This window comes from uncultured Microbulbifer sp., assembly GCF_913055755.1.
Classification (GTDB): Bacteria; Pseudomonadota; Gammaproteobacteria; order Pseudomonadales; family Cellvibrionaceae; genus Microbulbifer.
On the sequence record NZ_CAJXKH010000047.1, the window covers coordinates 1 to 23,613 of the forward strand.

Genomic DNA, 23,613 nt, shown 5'->3' on the forward strand with positions numbered 1-23,613 from the left:
GTCGGCGCTTGCGGCAAGCGGCAAACTAGAGGTGAGTAACGGACTCGCGGCGTCTGTCGCCACCGGTGCCTCGCTACCGCTGATGCTGAATGTGGTGAATGAACCGGGCAACCTCGCAGCGCTGGACTCTGGTGTCGCCAACCTGTTCCGGCGCGCCCAGGAGGCTGGCTACAAGACATTCTGGATCTCGACCCAGGAATCCAAACTTCTCAATGGCCTCGACAGCCAGCATATCGACGTGCGCATTACCCGTGAAGACGATCCACTGAGCCTGAGTGCCGATGGAGATCGCGCGGCACTCGGCTGGCTGGCGGGACAGCAATGGGCGGAAAAGAACTTTGTGGTGTTGAATTTGCGCACCGCGCACACCCCCTACGCAGATGCCTACCAGGCAGAACCCGAGCGCTACAGCGTCTGGCCCACGGAGGGCGGCGGTATTTCGGTCAACCAGCGCCGCTCCAACGCCTACGACAATGCGCTGCTGTATCTGGACTCCCTGCTCGCGGACACCATCGAGTTTGCTCAGGAAAATTTCCGCGGCGACCTGCTCTGGGTGTTTACCTCGGATCACGGCCAGATGCTGGGGGAAAACGGCTCCTGGGGGCACAACCGCCTGCGCCCGGCGGTGGCTTCGGTGCCGATGATGGCATTCGAGCGACGGGACAATCCGTCGGATACGCCCTATCGCCTACCGGACAGCAATCTGGTCAGCCACTATGAAATGGGGCGCTGGCTGCTGGGGGAAATGGGCTTCCGGCTGGATAACCCCAACAAGGTGGAAGGCGTGCACTACTTCCACAATGAAAAACTCTACGGGGACAATCTGTTTCAACAGGTGCGGGAAACGTCACAGGGGCCGGTGTTCAGTTCTATGCAGCTGGTCAGCGGCAGCAAGATTACCGCCGATGACCTGAAGCAAGATGAAATAGAGCTGGTCCTGCACCGGCAAGCAGAACGCAACAGCCAACAATCCGTGCAACAGCGCGAGCTGAGTGACGATAGCAGCAAAGAGACCGCGACCGCACCTGCGGGAGCCCGCACCACCGGCGCCAGTGTCGGTGCCAGCAGCATATGACCCAGACTGCCGGGCCCTGTTGTTCGGGACCCGGTGCGGTCAGTTTTTGCAACCGCGATAGTCGAAGAATGGGCGATCTGTCAGCACCACGGCGATTGCCGGAGAGTCCGCGAAGCGCTGGAATGCAGCGCGGTCATTCACCGTACTGACGAGCACTGGAACCTGCACTCCCAACTCTTCCGCCACACCTGCGGTATAGCGGTAATCGTTCATGGAAAATGCGCTGAAAGGCCCCCAGGTGTACGCCAGTTTGGCCAGGTAAAGATTGGCCCGGAAAACCCCGCGGGAATATTTGTGCTCGTTGGGACTGATCATCAGGCTGGTGTGAATCCCCTGCTCCGCCAGCCAGGACAGATAGAGTGCATGGCGCGACTCGACGAAGACCCGCTCCCGCATGCCCAACTCCCGGATCAACCCCGCCAGCTGCGCTACCGCATCGGAAGCCACCCAGGGGGCGAGCTCCCGCAGGTCCTTGGCGTCCAACCAGAAGTAGCCGCCACTACCGACCTGTTCGAACAGGCTGCGCAGGTCCAGAGGCTCGCCGTCTTCATCCCGTTGATAAGGACGGTCGTGGGAAACGATAAACCGGCCGCTTTCGCGGTCGTAGAGTATGTCCACTTCCACTCCGGCAGCACCGGCAGTAAACGCATTGCGCACACTGGCGACGGTGTTTTCGCGGATGTTTGCATCTTCGTTGACCAGCCCGCGATGGCCCCAGCCTTTGCGGCAAACATTGCCCGGCAGCTGCGGCCGCCCGGCTACCGCCTCCCGGTATTGCTCGTCAATCCACCCGGGAGCCAACCAGCGTATCGCCAGCCCGAACAGCACCAACAGCAATAACCAGTACAAGATCTTGCGCAACAACCTCATCAGAACCCTTTGCAGTTAATTCAGCCCCGGTGGCTTTCCAGCATGGCGAGAAACAGCTGTTGCTCCCCATGGCTCACTTCCAGCCCGTATTTTTCCGCCACCGCCATAAACCGCCGTAAATAATATCGCCTGACCGGCCCGTACGGTGGCATCCACTGATCCGGCCCGCGGTGTCCTTTGCTCTGGTTGCGACCATCATCCACCAGCCAAAGGTTATCCGGGTCTTCCGCGAAGCGCCGCTTTTGTGCCCGGCTCCAGTTTGCACCCCCGTGATCGTGGGCCCATTTGAGCGGCACTATATGTTCCACATCCAGGTCCGATGCGCGTTCGTAAAAATTGCCGGTGTACGGGTCCATCCACAGTCCCGTAGCCACCTTGCACTCGTCCCGCCGGGTAAACGCTACCGGCGCCAGGGAATAGCGGATCAGCAGTTCGTGCCGGGTATCCTGGCAGTCCCGATCTGCATCCGACCAGCGCGGTAACCATTCTTTACGCTGGTAGTCGGACTCTTTAGCCGCGGCAACCCCGGAGCCGGCCAGCAGACCCGCAGTAATGACCAGAGAAAGAAAACGAACACAGCCAGGGCGAAAAACACTGGAAACAAACGACACAAAAAGCTCCCGATCACCAGAAATACAACAATCTGGAACGATCGTACCTCAGGCGATTTGGCGCGAATATCCTTGTGTGTTAGTTTCGTGAAATGGTGTCAGAAAGAAGCGAATAACCGGGGTGCCACCCCCGGGTTCTCAGGATTGCTTGTGTCCGGTATCGCCGGCGAGCGCCGGCCAGGCGGCCTTCAGGTAGATAAACATCGTCCACAAAGTGAGCACCGCGGCGACGTAAAGCAGGATATAGCCGATGGTTTCCATCACCGGGAATTCGCGCACATCAAACGCCAGCAACACAATGATTGCCGCCATCTGCGCGGTGGTTTTGATCTTGCCGATGTAGTTGACGGCAACGCTGCTGCGCAGTCCGATTTCCGCCATCCACTCCCGCAGAGCAGATACCGCAATCTCACGGCCGATGATCACCGCCGCAGCAATGGTGAAAAAGTGGTGGTTGTGCAGGTCCACCAGCAGTACCAGTGCCGTGGCCACCATCAACTTGTCAGCGACCGGATCGAGGAAGGCGCCGAATGGCGTACTCTGATTGAATTTGCGCGCAATGTAGCCATCCAGCCAGTCGGTGGCTGCTGCTGCAGCAAAAATCACCGCAGAGGCGAAATAACTCCATTTATACGGCAGGTAAAAGACCACCACGAATACCGGAATCAGCGCAACGCGCAGCAGAGTAATTTGATTGGCGAGGGTCATGCTGGTCCTTCTAGATTCGCTGAACACACTTCGTCGGCCGCGCCTAACTTAGCAAGCCGTGTCACAAAAATAAACGGCAACAGGCACCGTTCATTCGTGATGCAGTGCGGAGTATATATCCTGAGCCAGTTTGCGGCTCACCCCTTCGACCCCGGCAATTTCATTGACGGTTGCCTTGCGGATCTCCTGCAGGCCGCCAAAATGGTGCAGCAGTGCCCGTCGTCGCGCGGGCCCGACACCGGGAATCCCCTCCAGTGGCGACTCCCTTCGCTTCTTGTCACGACGCTGGCGGTGGCCGGTGATGGCGAACCGGTGCGCCTCATCCCTGACCTGCTGGATCAGGTGCAGAGCCGGCGAGTCAGACTCCAGCACCAGTTCCCGGTTTTCTGCCACCACATGCAGGGTCTCGAAACCCGCCTTGCGGGTAGTTCCCTTGGCCACACCGATGATCTGCACCCCGGTCACACCCAGCCCGTTGAGCGTATCCACTGCCTGGCTCACCTGCCCCTTGCCTCCGTCAATCAGCAAGATATTGGGGAAGCGCCCCTCACCGCTGGATAAACGGGTGTAGCGACGTTTCAATGCCTGCCCCATGGCTGCGTAATCGTCACCGGCCTGGATACCTTCGATATTGAAACGCCGGTAATCGGACTTCACCGCACCGCCAGTATCGAACACTACGCAGGAAGCCACCGTGGCCTCGCCACTGGAGTGGCTGATATCGAAACACTCCAGGCGTTCGGGCAATTCGTCAAGACGCAACACCTCCTGGAGGTTTTCAAACCGGCCCTGCAGCTTTTGTTGCGAAGCGGTGCGGCTCTGCAGGTTCTGGCTGGCGGCCTGTTGCGCCAGTTCCACCCAGGTGGCGCGGTTGCCCCGCAGCTTGTGCACTATGGCAATATCCCGCCCGGCATCCGCGCTCAGCGCCTGCTGGATGACATCCTGATCTTCCAGCGGCTCAGACACCAGTATCTGGCGCGGTACGTCTCGCTGGGCACTCAGGTAGAACTGGGGGATAAATGCTGACAGCAACTCGCCCCCCGAAAGACCCAGCTTTTCGCTGGGGAAGTAGCTGCGGCTGCCGAGGATCCGCCCCTGGCGAATGAACAGCACATGCACACAGCACAGGCCGCCCTCAACCGCGACCCCGAGTACATCCACATCGGCCGCGCCACTTTCCGCCACCTGGTCCGCTTGCAGTCGGCGCAGTGCGGCAATCTGATCCCGCAATCGCGCCGCCTTTTCAAATTCCAGCGCCTCGGAGGCGGCCTCCATATCCTGTGCCAGCTCGCGCAGGATGGTGTCACTCTTGCCCTTCAGGAACATCTGCGCATGGCGCACGTCCGCGCGGTAATCTTCCGGGCTGATATATTCCACACAAGGGGCGGTACAGCGCTCTATCTGGTATTGCAGGCAGGGGCGTGAACGGTTGGCAAACACGCTGTCTTCACAGGAGCGGATGCGAAAGGTTTTCTGCAGGAAATTGAGGCTGTCGCGCACCGAGGACGCATTGGGGAAGGGACCGAAATAGTCCCCCTTCTTGCGCTTGGCACCGCGGTGAAACGCGATGCGCGGATAGGTATCCTTACTGGAGAGAAATATATACGGATACCCTTTATCGTCTTTGAGCATGACGTTATAGGGCGGCCGCTGGGATTTGATCAGGCTCTGTTCCAGTACCAGCGCTTCGGTCTCGCTGCGGGTTACCGTAACTTCGATATCCGCGATCTTTTCCACCAGAGCCATGGTCTTGGCGGTGAGACCGCTCGCACGGAAATAACTGGACAACCGGTTGCGCAGATTTTTTGCCTTGCCCACATACAACACCGCGCCATTGGCGTCGAACATCTGGTAGACGCCGGGCTTGCGGGTAACGGTAGACAAAAAGCGCTTGCTATCAAACATCTGGTCAGGCTTTCACCACAAAAAAAACAGGGGCCGCATGCGGCCCCTGTTTCTGCTGAATTCATTGATGGGCGAGCCCATTTTACACCGCTTCAGGTTACAACGCCTCTTCCGGGTCGAGGACGTTGTGCTTCACCGCCAGTAGCGTCAGCTCCACGTCCGAGTGGATACCCAGTTTCTCGAAGATCCGATAGCGATAGGTATTGACGGTTTTTGGACTGACAGAAAGCGTTCCTGCTATTTCCGACACCTTGTTGCCGTTTACGATCATGACCGCCGTCTGCAGCTCCCGCTCAGACAGTTCTCCAAACGGTGAACCGCTGCCGCCGCGTGCCCTGCTCCACACCAACTTTCCGGCGATGGAGCTGCTGATATAGGTTTCGCCCGCCATGACCGCGTGGATAGCGCGGACCATTTCTTCCAGGTCAGCGCCCTTGGTAACGTAGCCCTTGGCGCCGGCCTCAATCAGGCGCGTGGGGAAAAGCTCATCGTCCAGTGCGCTGACCGCAACCACGCGGGCACCTGGAAAACGACCGAGTACTTTTCGGGTCGCCTCAATGCCACCCATACCGGGCATCCTGACGTCCATCAGAATCACGTCGACTTCCGATTCGCGCACAAAAGCAATGGCTTCCTCGCCGCTTTTGGCTTCACCTACCACTTCGATATCGGTGACATCACCCAACATACGCGATATTCCCATGCGTACGAGGTCGTGATCATCTACCACCAAGACTCTTATCAAATTAGCCCCAACTACGGATTCTCTAGACAGCTGGCGCAAGATTTTCCTATATTCTTTCCCCTGCGCGAAACTGTGTTTTGTTCTTTTTGCTCAGCAGGCAATTCCCGCAAAGATCCATCCACAGAGCCCACTGAGAACATACCAGACAAACCCGCAACTGCAAAGCGAGGCGCTTCGCACCTTCTGCAGACAAAAACTGCATAAGCTGTCTTTGTTACACGGCAATATAACGGAAGCAGGCGCCGGCCTGGTCAATCATGCTGATGTGGATTGGCGGCCGGCCCCGGGGGAATCGGGGAGAGAGTCTGGATAGAAGCGCGGCTCGGCCTCCAGCTCGACACCGAATTTTGTGTGGATATCGGCGGCAATCTCACGCGCCAGGGCTACCACCTTGCCGCCGCACTGGTGACCCGGATTGACCAGCACCAGGGCCTGGCGCTCGTGCACGCCGACCCCGTCCCGGGCAAACCCGCGCCAGCCGGCACGATCAATCAGCCAGCCAGCCGCCAGCTTCCAGTCGTCACCAATGGAGAAGGCCACCAGGTCCGGATACCGCTGTTTGAGCACCTGGTACTGCTCGCCGGTTACCACGGGGTTTTTGAAGAAACTACCGGCGTTTGGAATGTGCACCGGGTTGGGGAGTTTGGAATTGCGGATGGCGATCACCGCTTCCGCCACATCTTCCGGCGTCAGCGACTCCAGCGCCTGGCCGGTTTCAGCAAAATACTGCTGCAACGCCGGGTAGGAAATCTGTGCGCGCCAGCTCCCCGGCAATTGCAGGCGCACTTCACAGATCAGGAAACGATCCCGGGCGGACTGCTTGAATACGCTGTCGCGGTAACCGAACTGGCAGGCCTCGGCACTAAACTCCACCAGGTCACCGGTGGCAATTTCCATTGCCGTAAGGCTGTGAAAAGTATCCTTGAGCTCGACCCCGTAAGCGCCAATATTCTGAATCGGCGCGGCGCCGATATTGCCGGGAATCAGCGCCAGGTTTTCCAGCCCGCCGAGCCCCCGGGCAACACTGTTCATTACCAGCTGGTGCCAGTTTTCACCGGCGGCGGCGGTGATCCGGGTTGCCCCCTCCTCTGCCGGTTCAAACTCAAGCCCCTTGAGCCCCATATGCAGGGCCAACCCGGGGAAGTCGCCGGTCAGCACGATATTGCTACCGCCGCCCAGGGGGAGAATTGGCAACTGCTTTCTGCGGGCGAATTCCAGCGCTTCATGCAGCCCCTGGTAATCCGTCGCCTCGGCAAAATATTTTGCCCGCGCCGCGCTGGTCAGGGTATTGAAAGGCTGAAGGTCTGTATCGGTCCGAATCATGAACTCTCTAATCAACTCCATCTGCCAACAGGCAGTCGCCCGTCACCGGCGCTCAATGCGGATTAGCCAAAGTGGTTACTCAGGTAAACAAGGAACACATACGCTGTAGATCCTGCTCGGTATCCACGCCGCCGGGAACATCCTCAATGGCATCCGCCACGTGGATTGCCTGCCCGTTGTATAGGAAGCGCAACTGCTCAAGCGCCTCGAATTGTTCGAGCGGCGCCACCGGCCAGGAAACAAAAAGGTTCAATTGCGCCGCCCGATAAGCATAGATGCCAATGTGGCGGCGCGGATTCAGCCCCGCCGGTAATGCATTGCGCTCGGTCGCGAAAGCGTCGCGGGGCCAGGGAATGGGCGCGCGGGAAAAATACCGCGCCAGGCCGCTTTCTTCCGCCACCACCTTTACCACGTTGGGGTTCAGAAAATCTTCCACCGAGGTAATCGGCTCCGCCAGGGTCGCCACGCCGGCGGCCGCATTCTGCGCCAGGTTTTGCGCCACCTGATCGATCACCGCCGGCGGTATCAGCGGTTCATCCCCCTGCACGTTGACCAGGATACGGTCGGCAGCGAGCCCGAGATTACCGGCCACCTCCTGCAGCCGGTCGGTACCGGATGCGTGGTCCGCAGAAGTCATACAGACCTCGCCACCGAATGCCTGTACCGCCTCCGCTACCCGCATATCATCGGTCGCTACCACTACCCGCTCGGCGGCACTCTTCATTGCCTGCTCGTAGACCCGCTGCACCATGGGCTTGCCGGCAATATCTGCCAGGGGTTTGCCCGGCAGCCTGCTGGAGGCGTAGCGGGCCGGGATGATCACGTCAAAGGAAAAATCCGAAGCACTCATGCGGGATCAAAGCTCTCGATATGCTGATGAATTTTTTGATAGAACAGGTCCGGCAAAATGGCATTGGCCTCCATGGCCCACCAGTGGCTTTGCCAGAAGTCCCGGCACTTGACCGCGTCCTTCATGGTCATGATCACCGGGGTGATACCATCCAGTTGCAGCTCCGTCTGGCTGAACTGGTGATGGTCCGGAAACGCCATTTCCATCACCGTAAATCCGAGGCTGCGCAGGGCGTTGAAAAACCGCTGCGGATTGCCGATGGCGGCAACCCCATGGCAAGGCCCCACTTCCGGGCCGGACTCCAGTTTCAGGGTGGAAGTCTGGTCCAGGTTGAACTGGTGCCAGCGCGACGGCTGCAATTCCATGGTGAAATCGAGTTCGTCCCCACACTGCTCGAGCACTATCTCCGACGGTTGGCCATTCACGATCACCATATCCACACTGGCGAGGCGCTCGGCGGATTCCCGCAGGGGCCCCCGCGGCAACAGATGTTCGTTCCCGAGACCACGGGTGCCGTCGACCACACAGATTTCGAGGCTGCGCCACAGCCCGTAATGCTGCAACCCATCATCGGACAGAATCACATCGCAGCCGTGCTGCGCAATCAGGGCTTCCGCAGCTTCACTGCGCTTGGGCGACACCATCACTGGCAGCCCGGTCATCAGGTGCAACATCAGGGGTTCATCGCCGGATTCCAGCGGATGGGATTGCGCGGTGACGTCATAGGGATAACCCTGGGCGCGACCACCGTAACCGCGGCTGATAATGCCGGGCTTTTTGCCGCGCTGCTGCAGCCAGCGGCCGAGTTCCGCCACCAGCGGAGTTTTACCCGCGCCACCCACAGTGATATTGCCCACCACAATGACCGGTACCGGTAGCGGTGCGGGTTTATTGCGCAGCTTCCGCCAGCGGCTGGCGTGGCGGAACGCGACTTCCAGCGGCGCCAGCAATGGCAGCTGTGTGCTGTCATTGCCTTCGCCGTCGGACGCCGGGTACCAGCGCTTGTTCAACCAGTCTTCCAGAGACATTCTGCCCTAACCGCTCCTTGATTCTTTATTCACTTCGACCCGAGCGCGCTCAGCTCAGGTGCCCACCGGATTGCTGCTGTAGCAGTAGTGCATAGCGGCCACCCAGCGCCAGCAGTTCCACGTGGTTACCGCTTTCGACAATGCGCCCCTGGTCCATGACCAGAATACAATCTGCATTTTCAATAGTACTGAGACGATGGGCGATCACAAATGTGGTGCGATTCTTCATCACCTCGGTGAGCGCCGCCTGGATATGGCGCTCGGATTCATTGTCCAGCGCCGATGTGGCTTCGTCGAGAATCAGCACCGGGGCATCTTTCAGCAGCGCCCGCGCAATCGCCAGACGCTGGCGCTGGCCACCGGAAAGCATCTGCGCATTGTCACCGAGAACGGTGTGCAGTTTTTCCGGCAGCTCGTCGACAAATTCCCGCGCGTGGGCCAGATCTACCGCCCTCTGCACATCCGCTTCCGACTTGCTCTCCAGCTCGCCATAAGCAATGTTGCGGTACACGGTATCGTTGAACAGCACGATATTCTGGGAGACCAGGCTGATCTGGTGACGCAGCTCTGCCATCGGTACCTGGGTGATATCCACCCCGTCCAGCAGAATGCGGCCAGAGGTGGGGTCGTAAAAACGGGACAGCAGACTCACAAGGGTACTTTTGCCGGACCCGGATGCGCCCACCAGCGCCACCGTCTGACCCGCATCAACGGTGAAGTCGATATCGCTGAGCACCGCCGGGCCGTCTTCGCTGTAGCGGAAGCCCAGGTGTTCAAACGTCACCTTGCCGGTAACCGGCTGCGGCAACGCCAGCTGCCCACCTGCGGGCTCTTTGGGGGAGTCAAACACTTCGAAAATACTTTCCGCCGCGGCAATCCCTTTCTGGATCTCCGCATACACCTCGGACAGGTTGCGGATCGGTTTGGCCAGCGACGCCGCAGCGCCGATATAGGAGGCAAATACCCCGGGCGTCATCGCCTCGACCATGCCCGGCGCCAGTGCAAACCACACCAGCACCGCAGTGGCCAGTCCCACCATGGTCTGGATAACGGAAACACTGGCATTGTCCGCCACCACCAGTTTCATAAACTGCTGGCGGTTGGCGTTGCTGGCGGCTTCAAAGCGTTTGTTTTCGTATTTCCGCCCGCCGTACATACGTACCACCTCGTAGCCATTGATGGCTTCCTGGGTAACGTGGGTGACGTCCCCCATGGTGTTTTGGATACGATGGCTGAGTTTGCGGAATCGTTTGCCCACCACGCTCACGATCAGTGCGATGATGGGCACAAACAGGAAAAAGGTCAGCGTCAGCTTCCAGTTCACCATCAGCAGGTAGGTCAGCAGACCGATGGCAGTAAAGGAAGACCGAATCATGGTCTTCAGGGCTTTGGTGATGGAGTTGGTGACCTGCTCGACGTTGTAGGCCACCTTGGATATCAGGTAGGCACCGGTATAGCGATCGAAGTAACTGCTCGGCAGCTTGCCGATATGCTCGAATAGTTCGGTGCGCAGCTGGTGAATCACTGCCCGCGCAACATACGCGAGTCCGTAACTGCCGACGAAGTTGCCAATGGCCCGCAGGATGATGATCCCCAGCATGACGACCGGCACCAGCCAGCGCGCGGTGGTCTGGGGCATGATCCCATCCGGGAAAAAGCCCGCCACATATTGCGACAGAAAGCCCCTGCCCTGCTGAATACCTGCGCCAACCGCGTCCAGCAGCAGCTCGGTGACGGCGATCAGCGTCACTTCCATGCCGGAAAACAGCATGAAGCCGAACACCGCCAGCACAAACAGCGGCCACTGCGGCAGTGCGTAACTCAGCAGGCGGCGGTATGTGCGGGCACCGTGCTCGGGCTGCGGCACTGGCTGTTGGGATTTATCCATAAAATTCTTGGCGATGTGTCCTGCGTAGCCGCAGCCCGGGCAATAGCACCCGACTGCCAGCAACGACAACGCCGGGCCACGCAACCTGCGCACCCCGGCGGTTAAACACGTTATAGATTACTGTTCGTCCGGCTGCCGGGTGGTGATGCTGAGGTGCACAAACCCCAACTGGCCAGCGGCATCCATTGCACGCACGACTGCCTGATGTTCGGCAGTGGCATCCGCGGTAATGATCAGCGGGCGATTGTACTCGCCGGCCGACACTTCCGACAGCGCAGATTTCAGCGTAGTCAGTTTCTTGTTGATGAGCGCGCGACCGTCGACGGCGTAGGAACCGTCCGCATTGATCAGCACCTCGATGGTGGATGGCGGGTTTTCCGCCTGCGGCCCTGCGGCCTCGGGCAGATTGAGTTTCAGGTGGCTTTCCTTGGTAAAGGTGGTCGACACCATAAAAAAGATCAGCAGCAGGAATACCACATCGATCAGTGGCGTGAGGTTTACCCCCTCCTGCTCGGTATTCTGGCGACGAAATTGCATGCAGCGCTCCTCAGCCTATCAGGCGCTTACGCAGCTTCGACGCGGCGGTCGCTGTGCAGGGCATCCACCAGTTTCACCGCTTCCTGCTCCATGGTGACCACAATGGAGTCCACCTTGCGCTGGAAATAGCGATGGGCCATCAGCGCCGGAATGGCGACAGTCAGCCCCGCGGCGGTGGTGATCAGCGCCTGCGAGATACCGCCGGCGAGCACCCCGGCGTTGCCGGTGCCTTCCAGCATGATTGCGGTGAATACCTGGATCATACCCACCACGGTACCCAGCAGACCGATCAGCGGGGCAACGGCGGCAATCGTACCCAGCACATTCAGGAAGCGCTCCAGCTCGTGAACCACCTGGCTGGCAGCCTCTTCGATGCTGTCTTTCATCACATCGCGGCCGTGCCGGGAATTGGACAGGCCCGCGGCAAAAATGCGCCCCAGCTGGCTCGAATCACGCAGTTCCTTGATTTTCGCCGTGGTTAACTGGTTGTTTTTCAGCCAACCCCAGACCTCGCCGAGCAGCGCGCGCGGCGCGATCTTGCGCTCGTTCAAGGTCCACATGCGCTCGATAAAGATGGCTATGACAGCAACGGAACAGAGCAGGATCGGCAGCATCAGCCAGCCGCCAGACTTGATAATCTCTAACACTTTTTATTCGCCCCAGACTGCGGAAGGGTTTTGTTATGGATTCAGGTTAAGGCGGAAACTCTACCACAGGTCTCGAGGTTGGCTAAGTCTCACCTAGGCATGATTTTCATCCCTGTGAACCGGGTTGCAGGACGTCACTGGCCAGGATTCACGGCCACCCGCCTGCAGACCGCGAGCTGGCGGGGCATTCAGCACAACCAGCCGCTGACACCGCTGAAAACGCAAACAGCCGCCCGATGGGCGGCTGTTTGCGGTACAAGGTCTGGCAGATCACCTTACTTGCCGGGGCGCTCCGGGCGCTGCGGCTTTTCCGGGCGCTCCACCTTCTCGGGGCGCACCGGACGTTCCGGGCGGTCGACCTTGGCAACCTTTTCCGGCTTGCCGATCTTTTCCGGCTTGCCGACCTTTTCCATGCGCTCAGCAGCCTTCTCGGCGCGCATCGCGCCCCGGGCTTCCTTGCGTGCAACCTGCTCGGTCATATCCGGGCGGTTGGAGCGGATACCGCTGATCACCTCACCCAGATTCACACCCATGGACTTGGCAATTTCGCCCCAGCCCATGCCCTGCTCCTGGCGCATGAACAGGATTTCATTCAGGGACTCATCCGCGGTCATGCCCATTTCGCCCTCAAGCGCCTCTGCCTGGGACATAGCCGCCATTTGCTCCGCCAGCGCCATGGTGATCACCACATTGCCCCAGCCCATACCGGTGCCGGATTCCGCGCCCTCTTCCACTTCCGGCGCCTCTACCGTGGTGTCGCCATCGGTTTCGGTGTCCGTATCGGTACCGGTTTCGGTGTCCGTGCCGGTTTCCTCACCTTCCACTGGCGGCTTCACATAATGGATACTGCCGCTGCGCAGACCCGAGGCTACGGTCTCGGCGTCTTCACCGAAGAAGTCGCTGAAATAACCCACAATGCGATCACTGGGCACAGCATCCGCAACTTCCACGACTTCAGTGTCGGTGCTATCGGTTTCCGGCATATCCTCGTCCGCCCACACCAGGGGCACACTTGCGAACGCTGCCAGTGCAGCTGCCAGAGCGGTGGTTTTAAATGGCATTCTCATCACTTATTTCTCCTGTTTAACCTGATCCCCGCGCCGCCGTCTCGCGGAAAAATTCCGCACAAGCATTGCTCCGCGGGAAATACGCTCGATCAGTCTGCCGGGCGGTAGCTAACCTGAAATCCGAACCCCTGGTCCGGACTGCCGTCTGCCAGCCCCAGGTATCCATAGAGCATACCGGTCCACTGGTTGCTGAGCTTGTGACTGTAATAGCCGAAAATCTCCGTTTGCGCGTCGCTTTCGGCTGTGGCGGCCTGCTGGTAGTCCAGGGAAGCCCCAACACTTGCAATTTCACTGAGGCGATAGCCACTGCCTACGGAGGTGTACCAGACATCGCGCAGCTCTGTTTCCGGCAGGTCGCCCTTGTATTTCCTGGCAACCGTCACAAACGGTGTGAAGTTGTCGACAACGGTAAACACTTCTGCCTGCAGGGTGTAATCCGCCTCACCGGTGCCCAGTCCCTTGTCCTCATCCGCCACCGGCAATTTGTACTTTGCCGATAGATCAACGAAGTACTGCTGCGCAATCGGCTGCAGGCTGTAAGTGCCGGTCAGCCACAGGTCGCCGAGACCCGATTCTTCGGTGATCACGACTTCATCGCCGGTCTGGTTGCCACCGTTGCCGTTGCCGCGCCCGTTGCCGGGGCCAATCACAATGCCGCCATCACCGCCGGGCACAACGCCCCCGGGCCCCTCGATACTGGTCCAGGGCAACGAAGCCTTGAACGTCCAGCTCGCACTCGGGGAGTAACTGACGGTAAATGGCGTGGAGACAATCTCGGTGTCTTCGCTGTCTCCGTAGGCACCACTGCTGATATCGGTGCCCAGGGAATATTTCCACTCATCCGCTGCAGCGACACCGCTGACGGACAGGCCCGATGCGATTAGAATCGCACCTGCCAATTGATTTATTTTCATACAACTAACCAAAACATCTGTTTGCTGAATATGGGCGGCACAGTACCACTTGGCGAACAGCAAAAACCTTGAGCCAGCTCTCATTCCCGCCTGCCTCTGCCGGGCAGATCCACGGGCAAGAGATTCCCCACGCAAGTGCTGCGGCCGTGGCCCCAGACTCAATGCGCACTGGCGCACATAAGCCCTACTCGCACCCAGCCAACGGCCCTGCGGTCAACCAGAACCCTGCGCTACTGCGGGCACATCGCACCCGCGGCAACTCGGTACCCGTGGCCCATTGGAACTGCACCGCCCCCGCATCTGCGGTGCTGAATACTTCCACCCCGTGGCTTAACAGACGCTGAACCACCGTCGGGTGCGGGTGACCAAAATGGTGGCGGTAGCCCGCGCTGAATACCGCCCTGGCAGGCTGTGACCAATCGAGCAGCGCTGTAGAGGTCGAGGTCCGGGAACCGTGATGGGGCACGATCAACAGGTCCACCGGGGCGAATTCCGGATACAGATCCACCAGCCGCCGCTCCACATCGCGGGAAATATCTCCGGTGAACAGCACCCGGATTCCCTGCCACTCGAGCAGGGCAACACAACTGTGGTCGTTCTCTTCGCCATCCAGCGCGGAAGACTCCCGGGGCCACAGCCAGGAAACCGTCAGGTCCCCCTCCCGGATCTGCGCTCCGGCAGTGCATTGGCCTGCAGACACAGGGCGCGGAACGCCCTCGGCCAGACGCGCGGACAGACGGCCCGGCGCAATCAATCTGCTGACCGGTATGACTTCCGCCAGCCCCGCGACCCCGCCGGCGTGGTCGCGATCCCCGTGACTCACCACCAGCGCATCCACCGTCACAGCCCCCTCCCCGATCAGAAATGGGGCCACCACACTGCGCCCGGCGCTCCAGCCACCGGGCGAACCGGCCCCCGTATCCAGCACCATGTGGTGCCCGCCGGATTCCACCGCAACCGCGAGCCCCTGCCCCACATCCAGGGTGGTGACGCGCAACGAGTCAGGCTCCGCCGGGCGCCATGGCAATAGCCCCGCAAACACCGCCGGCAGCAGACACCAACCCGCCCAGCGGCCGGGAAAGCCCCGCGGCGACAGCAGCAGCAAAATACTGCCGGCGGCCAGAACAGCCACCGACCACGACGGTGACGGCAGCCAGTGCCAGCCGGAGATCCGCAGCTGTAGCCCGCCGAGAACTTCCACCAACAATCCCAGCTGCCAGTCGGCAAATTCCCAGCAGGCATCACCCAGCGGGCCGGCCGGGAGAACCGCACCGAGCATGATCGCCGGAAGTATCAGGAGGCCCATCCAGGGAATGGCAAAGAAGTTGGCCAGCAGGCCAGAACTGCTGGCACCGGAAAAGAAGATCAGCGAGGGTAACAACAGCGCCAGTAGCACCGCCCACTGGCTGCGGATGACGCCACTGAGATAAACGCCCGCGCGGGTCCCGGGTTCGCTCCGGGTGCGCCCGGCAAACGCCAGCAGCAGCGCCGCAACGGCAATAAAGGACAGCCAGAACCCGGCATTCAACACCGCCAGTGGCTGCACCAGCAGCACCAGTGCCAGGGCCAGTGCGAATGCCAGCCCGCCGGATACCCGACGCCGGCATACCCACGCGGCCAGGGCCACTATCGTCATGATCAGTGCCCGCTGCGCCGATAGCGGGGCACCGCAAATCAGGGTATAGCCGGCTGCACCCAGGACCGCTGCGAGCCCCGCAGGCAATCGCGGATTATGTGGCCAATAGAGACCCAGCAGACGGCTTAACAGGCCTCCCACCAGCAGAAAGAAGCCGGCCACCATCCCCACATGCAGCCCGGAAATGGCCAGCAGATGCGCGGTTCCGGTACTGCGCAACAGTGCGCGATCGGCGTCGGTCAACCCGGACTTGTCCCCCAGTAACAGGGCCTGCACCAACCGCCCGGATTCCAGGGCGGAAGCCTGTATCCGCTGCCGCAGCGAATCCCGCAGCTGCAGTATCCCGGAACCGCCCTCCAGCAAGCGGGGTTCAGCGTCCTTTTCCCTTATATAGCCGGTGGCGAATACCCGCTGCTGCAGCAGCCAGGCTTCGTAATCAAAGGTATGGGGGTTGATACTCCCGCGCGGGCGCTTGAGGCGGACGCGCATCGTCCAGCGGCTGCCACCGCGGATTTCCGCGGCCCGTTTGGTAGCGTACCAGGCAAGCTGTACCCGCTTGCCCGCCAGCGTCGCGACATCACTGGATTCGATTTCCGCGGTAAATTTCACGTCCTGTCGATTGCCGCTCACGCCCCGGGGGCGGCCAAAATTGAACGCCGCGGGGCGTACTTCCGGCAGCGAGGTGACCCGCACCGTCACCTGGAAGTCACTGCCGTGAAGGGCTGCGGGCAGGCGCTCATCCAGGGCCTGGCGATCCCAGTAGAGCCCCCAGCCCATGCCAATCAGCAGCGGCAGCAAGCAGTGGCACAGGGTAGTGAGCCCGGGGCGCCGCATTCCCATCGGCACCGCTATCAAAAGTGCGATCAGCGCGCAGACCAGGCACAGGTAGCTCGCCCAGAACATCCCGGAAACCACCGGCAGCCGCGGCCACAATGCTACCTGCGCGATCCCCCCTGCAAACAGCCACAGCGAGATCGTCGCTGAAATACGGGGGTACACACGGGCTCCATCCCCCCAAATCGGCATTCCCTGCCCCATCTAAAGACATCCCCTTCCCTCTGGCGGCCCGATTAAAGCCTGCCGGGGCCCGGTACTGCAAACGATCAGCGGCCCCCTGCACCAACAGAAGGCAGTCTTTAACGCCCAACCTGTCTAACCTGCACCATTCGGTCACAAAAACTTCAAGAATTTTTCATCTTTAACATGTTTGTAACAAACCGGTAGCAAACTGCGCGGCATCAAAACAACGGACGAAGTCTTTCTACTTTCAACTTATGAGACCGACCATGAATAAGACTGCTCTCTCACTGGCCATTGTCGCCCTCTTCCCCGCCTTTGCCAGCGCTGAGGAAGTATTCAATTTTTACGGCAAGGCCAACGCCTCCTTCCAGTCCAACGATGAAGGCGAAGGTGCGACTACCGATATCAAGAGCAACGCCTCCCGCCTGGGTGTAAAAGGCGAACTGCCGCTGGATAGCGGCATCAAGGGTATCTACAAGATGGAATACGAAGTCGATATCGACGGGGAATCGGAAGATACCTTCAAGCAGCGCAACATCTATGCCGGCCTGGAAGGCGGCTTTGGTCAGGTGATCGGCGGCAAGTTCGATACCCCGTTCAAGGTGGCACAGAAGAAAGTCGACCTGTTCAACGACCTGGAAGGTGATATCAAGAGCCTGATCACCAAGAGTGACAATCGCGAATCCAACAACCTCCAGTACACCACCCCGTCCTTTGCAGGCTTCAAGGTTTCCGCGGCCTACATCAGCAACAAGGATGCCGAGCTGTTTGATGACGAAGGCAACGTGGTAGACACCCGCGATAACGGTACATCTGTATCCTTCGCCTATGACAACAACGGTGTTTACCTGGCATACGCCTACGACCGGAGCGTTGAAGCGAATGACTGGGACGTTAACCGCGTGGTGGCCCAGTACAATTTTGGCAACTTGCAGGTGGGCGGTCTTTACGAGGAGCAGGAAAAGGCAGACAGCAGCAAGCAGGATGGCTGGATGACTTCCGTCGCGTACAAGATCAACCAGTGGACCGCCAAGGCCCAGTACGGCCAGTCCGACATCGTAAAAACCGACGGTGAAACCTTCAGCCTGGGCCTGGACTACAAACTGTCCAAGGCGGCCAAGGTATTCACCTTCTACACCGACGAAACCGCAGCGGCCGACTACGAGCGCAGCTACTTCGGCGTAGGCACCGAATTCAAGTTCTAATCTGATCCTGATTCAGACAAAAAAGGGGCAACGGTTGTTGCCCCTTTTTTGTCTCCTCTCCCCGCTCTTTTTGCCCAAATCTTTGCATCCCTTCGCACGGCCGCCCATTTTGACCAATTCGCCTCCCTGGTGCTGCCACTGTGCTAGGATCACGGATTAATCAAAATAACAGGGAGCTTCACCCCATATGGACCACCGCTTCAAAATCGCCATGGCTTTCGCTGCAGCTCTGCTCGCTGCCTGCAGCAAAGGCCCGGACAAGGCGCCGCAAGATTCGGATGCGCAGGCATCCTCTGAAGCCACCGCGTCTGCTGAAACCGCACTGCCCGCAGGCGTGACCCTGGTCGAGACCTTCGATGGCAACGGCGCGGAAATCGCCATTCCCTACAGCAAATACAAGCTCGACAACGGTCTGACCATTGTCCTGCACGAAGATCACTCCGATCCGCTGGTACACGTGGATGTGACCTACCACGTGGGCTCCAACCGTGAAGATCCCGGTCGCTCCGGCTTCGCCCACTTCTTCGAGCACATGATGTTCCAGGGCTCGGTAAACGTTGGCGATGAACAGCACTTCAAAATCGTCCAGGAAGCCGGTGGTACCCTGAATGGCACCACCAATACCGACCGTACCAACTATTACGAAACGGTCCCCGCCAACCAGCTGGAAACCATGCTGTGGCTCGAATCTGACCGCATGGGGGTATTCCTCGATGCCGTCACCCAGGAAAAATTTGAGGTCCAGCGCGAGACGGTGAAAAACGAGCGGGGCCAGCGCGTGGATAACCGCCCCTATGGCCGCGCAATGGAAACCATGTACGCCGCCACCTACCCGGATGGCCACCCCTACTCCTGGCCGGTCATCGGCTGGATGGAAGACCTGAACCGCGCGGACCTCGCCGACCTCAAGCGCTTCTTCCTGCGCTGGTACGGCCCCAACAACGCGGTACTGTCCATCGGTGGCGATATCGACAAGGGAAAGACTCTGGAATGGGTGGCCAAGTATTTCGGCCAGATTCCCGCCGGTCCCGAGGTAGAAAACCTGCCGAAACAGCCGGCCAAACTGGATAGGGACCGCTACGTCACCCTGGAGGACAATATCCATCTGCCGGCACTGGCAATGATGGTACCCACCGTTTACCGCAACCACGCCGATGAGCCGGCACTGGACGCAGCCGCCGAGATTCTCGGTCGCGGCCAGGACTCCATGCTCTACCAGCGCCTGGTACAGACCGGTCGCGCGGTGCAGGCCAGCGTCACCCACTCCTGTAAGGAACTGGCCTGTGAGATGTGGTTTATCGTGATCCAGAACCCCGCTTCCGGCGAATCCCTGGCGGAAATGGAACAGGCAGTGCGGGATACCCTGTCCGAATTCGCCGAGCGCGGTGTTACCGAAGACGACCTGGTGAAATTCAAAGCCGGCTATGAATCCAGCCGCGTGTTCGGCCTGCAGTCGGTCTCCGGCAAGGTGTCCACCCTCGCGGCATTCGAGACCTTCACCGGTAGCCCCAAAGGTATCGACGACGAAATCAACGCGTACCTGTCCGTTGCAACCGATGACGTCACCCGGGTATTCGACCAGTACATCGCCGCCAAGCCGGCGGTACTGCTGAGCATTGTGCCCAATGGCAAACAGGAACTGGCCGCGGCGCCACAGAACTTTGAGTGGCAGCGGACCGTCCCGGAAAGCTACGGCGACGACAATCAGGCCCTGGCCCTGCGCCCGGTAAAAGACAGCTTCGACCGCAGTGTTAAGCCCACCCCGGGAGTAAATCCGCAGGTGGAACTGCCGAGCATCCGCGACGGCAAGCTGAAAAATGGCGTGCGTCTGCTGGCGGTGCAAAATGACGAGACGCCCACGGTCACCGTGCAGGCGGTATTCGGAGTTGGCCAGCGCGATGAGCCTCAGGGCAAGGCGGGCCTCACCTCTCTGATGGTCTCACTGATGGCGGAAGCCACCACCGAACGCAGCGCCGCGGAGTTCACCGAAGAACTCAAGCGCCTGGGTGCCGGCATCAGTATCCATGCCGGTGATTACGACACCACCGTTACCCTCAACGTACTCGCCAAGCACCTGGACAAGGCGGTACCGCTGCTGCTCGAACGCATTTTCCAGCCCGCGTTCACCGAGGAAGACTTCGCCCGGATCAAACAGCAGACCATCGAAGGCCTGCAGCAGGCCCGCAAAACGCCACAGGGCCTTGCAACCCGGGCCGTGGGTGCCGTAATGCGCGGACCGGAACACCCGCTCAGCTTCCCCGGTAACGGCCTGCCGGGCACCGTAGCCAATATCACCCTGGACGATATCAAGGGCTACTACAAAACCCACTTCCCCACACATTTCGGCGGTGTAACCGTGAGCACCAGCCTGCCACACGACACCATCGTAAAGGCGCTGGACGACCTGGCACAGCTGAAGGTATCCCAGCCCAATCGCCCGGCCATGGCGTTTGAAAAACCGCAGATCAAGGGCCGCACCCTGTACCTGGTCAACAAGGAAGGCGCAGCCCAGTCCAGCCTGCGGGTAAGCCAGCACGCCCTGCCCTACGATGCCCTGGGAGACTACTATCTCGCCTACCTGGGCAACTTCCCGCTGGGTGGCAACTTCAACAGTCGCATCAACCTGAACCTGCGGGAAGACAAGGGCTATACCTACGGCGCCCGCACCTATCTGCTGGGAGAACCGCAGGAAGGTTCCTACATGTTCAGCTCGGAGGTGAAAAAAGAGGCAACCGCCGACGCGCTGAACGAGGTACTGACGGAACTGGAAACCTACGACGGCGAAGGCATGACCGAGGCCGAATTCAGCTACCTGCGCTCGGCCATCGGCCAGCAGGAAGCCCTCAGCTATGAAACCCCCAGTGCCAAGCTCGGCCTGCTCAATCGCATCCTGCGCTACGACCTACCGCTGGACTACCGTTCGCGGCAAAACGCCATCCTGCAGGAGACCGAGCGCAAGACCCTCAACAAGGTCTTCACCGACCTGCTCGAGCCAAAGGATATGGCCATTGTGGTGGTGGGCGATGCAGCGAGCATCCGCAAGGACCTGGAAGCGCTGGATATGCCCATTGTCGAGCTGGATGAAGACGGCTATGTAATTGAGCCGGAAAAAGAAGCAGCAACTCCTGAATCTGCCAGCCGCTGATTCCAGCGCTGCGCCGCAAATAAAAAGCCCGCCAGTTCGGCGGGCTTTTTATTTACGTGCGAGATAGGAACTCCGTCTGCCGCGCCACTCGTCAGCCAAACGATTTTGCAGCGCGCGCTGCGTGCAGTTTCTTGTAGCTTTCGATCAGGCGCAGGTGCCTATCGAGTCCTTCCAGTTGCATGTTGGTGGGGGTGAGGCCGTGGAAGCGCAGGCTGCCATCAACAGAGCCCACCACTGCCCGCATGTTTTCCTCGCCGAACATACGGCGGAGATTGAAGATGTAATCCTCCAATTGCAGTTCCTCATCCAGCACTATTTCCAGTACCGCCTGTACCGCGCGGTAAAACAGCCCCCGCTCTACGGTGTTGTCGTTGTACTGCAAGAAGGCTTCCACCAGTTCCAGCGCTTCATCATGACGTTGCAGCGCCAGGTAGATCAGCAGTTTCAGCTCCAGTACCGTCAGTTGCCCCCACACGGTATTCTCGTCGAACTCCACGCCGATCAGGGTGATGATGGTTTCGTAATTGTCGATCTGGCTTTCTTCCAGACGCTCAACCAGGTCGTACAGCTGTTCATCGTCCAGGCGGTGCAGGTTGAGGATATCCTCGCGGTAATCCAGTGCCTTGTTGGTGTTGTCCCAGATCAGGTCTTCCACCGGATACACCTCGGAATACCCCGGCACCAGGATCCGGCAGGCCGGCGCGCCCAGCTCGTCATAGGTGGCCAGGTACACTTCCTTGCCCATATCCTCGAGGATACGGAACAGGCGATCCGCTTCGGTTTCATTGCTGTCGTGATGGTTGCCGGAGAAATCCCACTCCACAAATTCGAAATCCGCCCGGGCACTGAAGAAGCGCCAGGAAACCACCCCGGTGGAATCGATAAAGTGCTCGACAAAATTTTGCGGTTCGGTGACTTCCAGGCTGTTGAAGGTGGGGGGCGGCACATCGTTCAGGCCTTCAAAACTGCGGCCCTGCATCAGTTCGGTGAGGCTGCGCTCCAGCGCCACGTGCAGGCTCGGATGTGCGCCGAAAGAGGCAAATACCCCGCCGGTGCGCGGGTTCATCAGGGTCACACACATCACCGGGAACTGGCCGCCGAGAGACGCGTCCTTCACCAGGATCGGGAAGCCCTGCTTTTCCAGCTCCTCGATCCCCTCGACAATATCCGGGTACTTCGCCAGCACCTCCCGCGGCACATCCGGCAGCGCCAGCTCTTCCTCAAGAATCTGCTTCTTCACCGCGCGCTCGAAGATTTCCGACAGACACTGCACCTCGGCCTCGGGCAGAGTATTGCCCGCGCTCATACCGTTGCTGAGGAACAGGTTCTCGATCAGGTTCGACGGGAAATACACCACCTCGCCGTCGGATTTGCGTTTAAACGGCAGCGCGCAGATACCCCGGTCGACGCGGCCGGAGTTGGTGTCGATCAGATTGGAACCCGCCAGCTCCCCTTCCGGGTTGTAGATGGCGAGGGTGTGGCCATCCAGAATCCCCTGCGGCAGCGCGTCGTCCTCTGTCAGTGGAAACCACTTCTCGTTCGGGTAGTGCACGAACTCGGCGTTGGCGATCTCCTCGCCAAAGTACTGGTCGTTGTAGAAGAAATTGCAGTTCAGGCGCTCGATGAACTCGCCCAGCGCGGAACACAGCGCGCTCTCCTTGGTCGCGCCCTTGCCATTGGTAAAGCACATGGGCGAGGCAGCATCGCGGATATGCAGCGACCACACGTGCGGCACGATATTGCGCCAGGAGGCGATCTCGATCTTCATCCCCAGGTCAGCGAGGATCCTGGTCATGTTGTATATGGTCTGCTCCAGCGGCAGATCCTTGCCCTCGATCATGGTGTGGTGCCCCGCATCCGGCTCCACCATTAACAGTGCCTGCGCATCCTCCACCAGGTTTTCCACGGTCTCGATCTGGAAGTCCGGTCCGGTCTGCACCACCTTCTTCACCGTGCAGCGGTCGATGGAACGCAGGATCCCCTGGCGATCCTTGTCGGAAATGTCTTCCGGCAGCTCTACCTGGATCTTGAAGATCTGGTTGTAGCGATTCTCCGGATCCACGATGTTGTTCTGCGACAACCGGATGTTGTCGGTCGGAATGTCCCGCGACAGGCAGTAGACCCGCACAAAATATGCCGCGCACAGCGCAGACGACGCCAGGAAGTAGTCGAACGGACTCGGCGCCGAACCATCGCCCTTGTAGCGGATCGGCTGGTCTGTGATGACGGTGAAGTCGTCAAATTTGGCTTCAAGTCTGAGGTTATCGAGGAAGTTGACGTTGATTTCCATGAGCACTACCGGGATTGGGAAACTTGGCGGGCGTCTGCCTGAGGCGCGGCATTATCCAGTTTTTGCCGGGGTTGTCTCAATATTCTGGACCTGGATGGCCAAAGATTCGCGGCCAAAGCATCTCGACTAATACCACGACCGAAAATTTG

18 protein-coding genes are annotated in these 23,613 nt (G+C 59.7%); 3 read left to right on the forward strand and 15 right to left on the reverse strand.

Annotated features, from left to right (window positions below; all coding sequences use genetic code 11):
- Nucleotides 1–1,075, forward strand: a 1,075-nt coding sequence (locus QZ511_RS09525) for a sulfatase-like hydrolase/transferase (protein WP_295802019.1), incomplete at its 5' end; no start/stop codon positions are given.
- Between the two features lie 39 nt (nucleotides 1,076–1,114).
- On the opposite strand, the gene QZ511_RS09530 is transcribed toward QZ511_RS09525, so the two are convergent.
- From QZ511_RS09530 to QZ511_RS09595, 14 genes are all read right to left on the reverse strand, one after another.
- Entirely contained in the window at nucleotides 1,115–1,936 is an 822-nt protein-coding gene (locus QZ511_RS09530; protein WP_295802021.1) for a glycerophosphodiester phosphodiesterase, read from the reverse strand.
- Nucleotides 1,937–1,965: 29 nt separating this feature from the next.
- Nucleotides 1,966–2,556 (reverse strand): HNH endonuclease family protein, encoded by a 591-nt coding sequence (locus tag QZ511_RS09535; protein ID WP_295802023.1) that lies wholly within the window; start codon nucleotides 2,554–2,556, stop codon nucleotides 1,966–1,968.
- 138 nt (nucleotides 2,557–2,694) lie between these two features.
- Nucleotides 2,695–3,264: a CDP-diacylglycerol--glycerol-3-phosphate 3-phosphatidyltransferase gene (gene pgsA, locus QZ511_RS09540; RefSeq protein WP_295802026.1), complete on the reverse strand. Its 570-nt coding sequence runs from the start codon at nucleotides 3,262–3,264 to the stop codon at nucleotides 2,695–2,697.
- A 90-nt stretch (nucleotides 3,265–3,354) separates the two neighbouring features.
- The gene (gene uvrC, locus QZ511_RS09545) at nucleotides 3,355–5,169 is read right to left on the reverse strand and encodes an excinuclease ABC subunit UvrC (RefSeq protein WP_295802027.1); all 1,815 of its coding nucleotides are present in this window, start codon (nucleotides 5,167–5,169) and stop codon (nucleotides 3,355–3,357) included.
- Between the two features lie 97 nt (nucleotides 5,170–5,266).
- Complete coding sequence (locus tag QZ511_RS09550) at nucleotides 5,267–5,914, reverse strand: response regulator (RefSeq protein ID WP_295802028.1); 648 nt, start codon at nucleotides 5,912–5,914, stop codon at nucleotides 5,267–5,269.
- Nucleotides 5,915–6,169: 255 nt separating this feature from the next.
- Nucleotides 6,170–7,237 (reverse strand): UDP-N-acetylmuramate dehydrogenase, encoded by a 1,068-nt coding sequence (gene murB / locus QZ511_RS09555; protein ID WP_295802030.1) that lies wholly within the window; start codon nucleotides 7,235–7,237, stop codon nucleotides 6,170–6,172.
- Between the two features lie 79 nt (nucleotides 7,238–7,316).
- Nucleotides 7,317–8,087: a 3-deoxy-manno-octulosonate cytidylyltransferase gene (kdsB, locus tag QZ511_RS09560; protein WP_295802032.1), complete on the reverse strand. Its 771-nt coding sequence runs from the start codon at nucleotides 8,085–8,087 to the stop codon at nucleotides 7,317–7,319.
- Nucleotides 8,084–9,115 carry a tetraacyldisaccharide 4'-kinase gene (gene lpxK, locus QZ511_RS09565; RefSeq protein WP_295802034.1) on the reverse strand — a complete coding sequence of 344 codons (1,032 nt, stop codon included), beginning with the start codon at nucleotides 9,113–9,115 and terminating at the stop codon, nucleotides 8,084–8,086. The genes kdsB and lpxK overlap by 4 nt, the downstream gene beginning before the upstream one ends.
- 49 nt (nucleotides 9,116–9,164) lie before the next feature.
- Entirely contained in the window at nucleotides 9,165–11,003 is a 1,839-nt protein-coding gene (gene msbA, locus QZ511_RS09570; protein WP_295802036.1) for a lipid A export permease/ATP-binding protein MsbA, read from the reverse strand.
- 117 nt (nucleotides 11,004–11,120) lie between these two features.
- Entirely contained in the window at nucleotides 11,121–11,540 is a 420-nt protein-coding gene (locus QZ511_RS09575) for a biopolymer transporter ExbD (protein WP_295802038.1), read from the reverse strand.
- A gap of 26 nt (nucleotides 11,541–11,566) precedes the next feature.
- Nucleotides 11,567–12,187, reverse strand: coding sequence for a MotA/TolQ/ExbB proton channel family protein (locus QZ511_RS09580; protein WP_295802039.1), 621 nt, complete (start codon nucleotides 12,185–12,187; stop codon nucleotides 11,567–11,569).
- A 275-nt stretch (nucleotides 12,188–12,462) separates the two neighbouring features.
- Entirely contained in the window at nucleotides 12,463–13,254 is a 792-nt protein-coding gene (locus tag QZ511_RS09585; RefSeq protein ID WP_295802040.1) for a hypothetical protein, read from the reverse strand.
- 89 nt (nucleotides 13,255–13,343) lie between these two features.
- Nucleotides 13,344–14,168, reverse strand: a complete 825-nt coding sequence (locus QZ511_RS09590) for a hypothetical protein (protein ID WP_295802042.1) — start codon at nucleotides 14,166–14,168, stop codon at nucleotides 13,344–13,346.
- 184 nt (nucleotides 14,169–14,352) lie between these two features.
- Nucleotides 14,353–16,803 (reverse strand): DNA internalization-related competence protein ComEC/Rec2, encoded by a 2,451-nt coding sequence (locus tag QZ511_RS09595; RefSeq protein ID WP_295802043.1) that lies wholly within the window; start codon nucleotides 16,801–16,803, stop codon nucleotides 14,353–14,355.
- A 287-nt stretch (nucleotides 16,804–17,090) separates the two neighbouring features.
- On the opposite strand from QZ511_RS09595, the gene QZ511_RS09600 reads away from it, so the two are divergent.
- Together QZ511_RS09600 and QZ511_RS09605 are read left to right on the forward strand one after the other, a co-directional pair.
- Nucleotides 17,091–18,029, forward strand: coding sequence for a porin (locus tag QZ511_RS09600; RefSeq protein WP_295802045.1), 939 nt, complete (start codon nucleotides 17,091–17,093; stop codon nucleotides 18,027–18,029).
- Nucleotides 18,030–18,216: 187 nt separating this feature from the next.
- The gene (locus QZ511_RS09605) at nucleotides 18,217–21,174 is read left to right on the forward strand and encodes a pitrilysin family protein (RefSeq protein ID WP_295802048.1); all 2,958 of its coding nucleotides are present in this window, start codon (nucleotides 18,217–18,219) and stop codon (nucleotides 21,172–21,174) included.
- A 91-nt stretch (nucleotides 21,175–21,265) separates the two neighbouring features.
- Here QZ511_RS09605 and QZ511_RS09610 read toward each other — a convergent pair whose 3' ends face one another.
- Complete coding sequence (locus tag QZ511_RS09610) at nucleotides 21,266–23,464, reverse strand: OsmC domain/YcaO domain-containing protein (RefSeq protein WP_295802050.1); 2,199 nt, start codon at nucleotides 23,462–23,464, stop codon at nucleotides 21,266–21,268.
- Nucleotides 23,465–23,613 lie beyond the last annotated feature (149 nt).

Excerpts from the sequence above, each read along its gene's own strand:
- pgsA (WP_295802026.1), bottom strand. The coding sequence starts at position 3,264 with ATGACCCTCGCCAATCAAATTACTCTGCTGCGCGTTGCGCTGATTCCG.
- uvrC (WP_295802027.1), bottom strand. The coding sequence starts at position 5,169 with ATGTTTGATAGCAAGCGCTTTTTGTCTACCGTTACCCGCAAGCCCGGC.
- murB (WP_295802030.1), bottom strand. The coding sequence starts at position 7,237 with ATGATTCGGACCGATACAGACCTTCAGCCTTTCAATACCCTGACCAGC.
- kdsB (WP_295802032.1), bottom strand. The coding sequence starts at position 8,087 with ATGAGTGCTTCGGATTTTTCCTTTGACGTGATCATCCCGGCCCGCTAC.
- lpxK (WP_295802034.1), bottom strand. The coding sequence starts at position 9,115 with ATGTCTCTGGAAGACTGGTTGAACAAGCGCTGGTACCCGGCGTCCGAC.
- msbA (WP_295802036.1), bottom strand. The coding sequence starts at position 11,003 with ATGGATAAATCCCAACAGCCAGTGCCGCAGCCCGAGCACGGTGCCCGC.
- QZ511_RS09575 (WP_295802038.1), bottom strand. The coding sequence starts at position 11,540 with ATGCAATTTCGTCGCCAGAATACCGAGCAGGAGGGGGTAAACCTCACG.
- QZ511_RS09585 (WP_295802040.1), bottom strand. The coding sequence starts at position 13,254 with ATGAGAATGCCATTTAAAACCACCGCTCTGGCAGCTGCACTGGCAGCG.
- QZ511_RS09590 (WP_295802042.1), bottom strand. The coding sequence starts at position 14,168 with ATGAAAATAAATCAATTGGCAGGTGCGATTCTAATCGCATCGGGCCTG.
- QZ511_RS09600 (WP_295802045.1), top strand. The coding sequence starts at position 17,091 with ATGAATAAGACTGCTCTCTCACTGGCCATTGTCGCCCTCTTCCCCGCC.
- QZ511_RS09605 (WP_295802048.1), top strand. The coding sequence starts at position 18,217 with ATGGACCACCGCTTCAAAATCGCCATGGCTTTCGCTGCAGCTCTGCTC.
- QZ511_RS09610 (WP_295802050.1), bottom strand. The coding sequence starts at position 23,464 with ATGGAAATCAACGTCAACTTCCTCGATAACCTCAGACTTGAAGCCAAA.